The sequence below is a fragment of the Streptomyces murinus genome (assembly GCF_002154555.1).
GTDB classification, from domain to species: Bacteria; Actinomycetota; Actinomycetes; order Streptomycetales; family Streptomycetaceae; genus Streptomyces; species Streptomyces murinus.
In genome coordinates, this window is sequence record NZ_MUNF01000736.1 from 1 (window position 1) to 3,100 (window position 3,100).

Below are 3,100 nucleotides of genomic sequence, written 5' to 3' on the forward strand. Positions count from 1 at the left end.
ACACGACACGGGGGCGACGGGGATGACGGCCGAGCTGGTGCGGGGACAGAACCACCCGTCGCCCCCGTGTCGTGTTGTGGTGAAGCCCCGGCCGCCGGATCCGCGGCTACAGGTGCGGCAGGATCGCCGGCATCAGGTCCTGGAAGGTGCGCCCGTTGGCGGCGGTGCCGAGGGCGGTCATCGTCCAGCCCGAGCCCGCACGGTGCACCTTGGCCATGATCTGGGCGGTGTACCCGCCGCCGCCGGCCAGCGTGTAGCGGGCGAGTTCCTGGCCGTTGGACTCGTCCACCAGGCGGCAGAACGCGTTCTCCACCTCTTGGAAGGTCTGGCCCGTGAAGGAGTTCACGGTGAAGACGATCTGGTCGATGTGGACCGGGACGCGCTGGAGGTCCACGAGGATCGCCTCGTCGTCGCCGCCCTGGCCGACGCCGCCCACCAGATTGTCGCCGGTGTGGCGCACCGATCCGTCGTCGCTCACCAGGTGCCGGAAGAAGACGACGTCGACCGGCTGCTTCTCGGCGAAGAGCACCGCGGAGGCGTCCAGGTCGATCTCCTTGGTGCGCGAGCCGAACAGACCGCGGCGCTTGGCCGCCTGCCAGCCCAGCCCCATACGGACCGCGGTGAGGGTGCCCCCGTCGTTCTTCTCCAGGCTGATGGCCTGACCCTTGCTCAAGTTGACGGACACGGCTGAATCCCCTCTCGAAGGTCCCCTGTTGCCGCAGACCGCGCGGCTGATCAGAACCCTACGCAGGGGCACCGACACCGCCGCACCCCGGCCCGCGCTTTGTGTCGGTGTTGCAACACTGGGCGCGTATGCCGAGGTCCGGCGGCATCTTGTGGATCAGGCGATGCCCGCCTCCCGCATCTGGCGCAGCTCCTTCTTCATCTCCGAGACCTCGTCGCGCAGCCGGGCCGCGATCTCGAACTGGAGCTCCGCGGCGGCGGCGCGCATGCGCTCGGTCATCTCCTCGATCTGTTCGGCGAGTTCGGCCGCCGGACGGTCCGTCGGCACCGTGGCCGCGGCCTTGCCCTTCGCTCCCTTGGCCGCCTTGCCGCCCTTGACCGCCTTGTCGCTCAGCGCGGGCACGGGGGCCTTGGCGCCCTTGCCGTCCTTCGACTTGCGGTAGCCGCTGCCGAGGAGCTGCTCGGTGTCGACCTCCTCGCGGGCGATCTGCGCGACGATGTCGTTGATCTTCTTGCGCAGCGGCTGCGGGTCGATGCCGTTGGCCTTGTTGTAGGCGATCTGCTTCTCACGGCGGCGGTTGGTCTCGTCGATGGCGCGGTCCATCGCCGGGGTGATCTTGTCGGCGTACATATGGACCTGACCGGAGACGTTGCGCGCCGCGCGGCCGATGGTCTGGATCAGCGACGTACCGGAGCGCAGGAAGCCCTCCTTGTCGGCGTCGAGGATCGCCACCAGGGAGACCTCGGGCAGGTCGAGGCCCTCTCGCAGCAGGTTGATGCCGACCAGGACGTCGTACTCACCGGCGCGCAGTTCGCGCAGCAGTTCCACGCGGCGCAGGGTGTCGACGTCGCTGTGCAGATAGCGCACCTGGATGCCCAGTTCCAGGAAGTAGTCGGTGAGGTCCTCTGCCATCTTCTTGGTGAGCGTGGTGACCAGGACGCGCTCGTCCTTGTCGGTGCGCTTGCGGATCTCGTGCACCAGGTCGTCGATCTGGCCCTCGGTGGGCTTGACCACGACCTCGGGGTCGACCAGGCCGGTCGGGCGGATGATCTGCTCGACGACGCCGTCGGAGCGCGACAGCTCGTAGTTTCCCGGGGTGGCCGACAGGTAGACGGTCTGTCCGACGCGCTTTTGGAACTCCTCCCACTTCAGGGGCCGGTTGTCCAGGGCGGAGGGCAGGCGGAAGCCGTGCTCCACGAGGGTGCGCTTACGGGAGGCGTCGCCCTCGTACATCGCGCCGATCTGCGGGACGGTGACGTGCGACTCGTCGATGACGAGCAGGAAGTCGTCCGGGAAGTAGTCGAGCAGGGTGTTGGGCGGGGAGCCGGGCAGGCGGCCGTCGAAGTGCATCGAGTAGTTCTCCACGCCGGAGCAGGTGCCGATCTGGCGGAGCATCTCGATGTCGTAGGTGGTGCGCATCCGCAGCCGCTGGGCCTCCAGGAGCTTGCCCTGCTTCTCCATCTCGGCCAGGCGCTCGGCCAGCTCCTTCTCGATGTCGTTGACGGCCCGCTCCATGCGCTCGGGCCCTGCGATGTAGTGGGAGGCGGGGAAGACGTACAGCTGCTGGTCGTCGCTGATGATCTCGCCGGTGAGCGGGTGGAGCGTGGACAGCGCCTCGATCTCGTCGCCGAACATCTCGATGCGGACGGCGAGCTCCTCGTAGACCGGGAAGATCTCGATGGTGTCGCCGCGGACGCGGAAGGTGCCGCGGGTGAAGGCCAGGTCGTTGCGCGTGTACTGGATGTCGACGAAGCGGCGCAGCAGCTCGTCCCGGTCGATCTCGTCGCCGACTCTGAGGGGGACCATGCGGTCCACGTACTCCTGCGGGGTGCCCAGGCCGTAGATGCAGGACACCGAGGCGACCACGACGACGTCACGGCGGGTGAGCAGCGAGTTGGTCGCCGAGTGGCGCAGCCGCTCGACCTCCTCGTTGATCGAGGAGTCCTTCTCGATGTAGGTGTCCGACTGCGGGACGTATGCCTCGGGCTGGTAGTAGTCGTAGTACGAGACGAAGTATTCGACCGCGTTGTTCGGGAGGAGTTCGCGGAACTCGTTGGCCAGCTGGGCGGCCAGTGTCTTGTTCGGCGCCATCACCAGGGTGGGGCGCTGGAGCTTCTCGATCATCCACGCGGTGGTGGCGGACTTGCCGGTGCCGGTCGCGCCCAGCAGGACGACGTCCTTCTCGCCGGCCTTGATGCGCTTGGCCAGGTCGGCGATGGCCGTCGGCTGGTCGCCGCTGGGCTGGTAGGGACTGACGACCTCGATGGGCGCCACCGTGCGTTCGATGTGGGAAACGGGCCGCATGCCATCAACCGTACGACCCCCCACTGACAACGGGTCCCGATCAGCGGTTCTGCGAAGCGCGGGCGCCCTGCCGTACGGGCCTGCGGTCGGGGTGTCGGTGCTGGTGGGGGG

The 3,100-nt window shown here is 68.1% G+C and carries 2 protein-coding genes; both read right to left on the reverse strand.

The features are described 5' to 3' along the window. Positions 1–106: 106 nt before the first annotated feature. On the reverse strand, positions 107–685 hold the full coding sequence (locus CCN72_RS34125; protein WP_085564200.1) for a TerD family protein: 579 nt from the start codon (positions 683–685) through the stop codon (positions 107–109). A gap of 156 nt (positions 686–841) precedes the next feature. Continuing rightward, positions 842–2,989: an excinuclease ABC subunit UvrB gene (gene uvrB, locus CCN72_RS34130; protein ID WP_037662681.1), complete on the reverse strand. Its 2,148-nt coding sequence runs from the start codon at positions 2,987–2,989 to the stop codon at positions 842–844. Positions 2,990–3,100 lie beyond the last annotated feature (111 nt).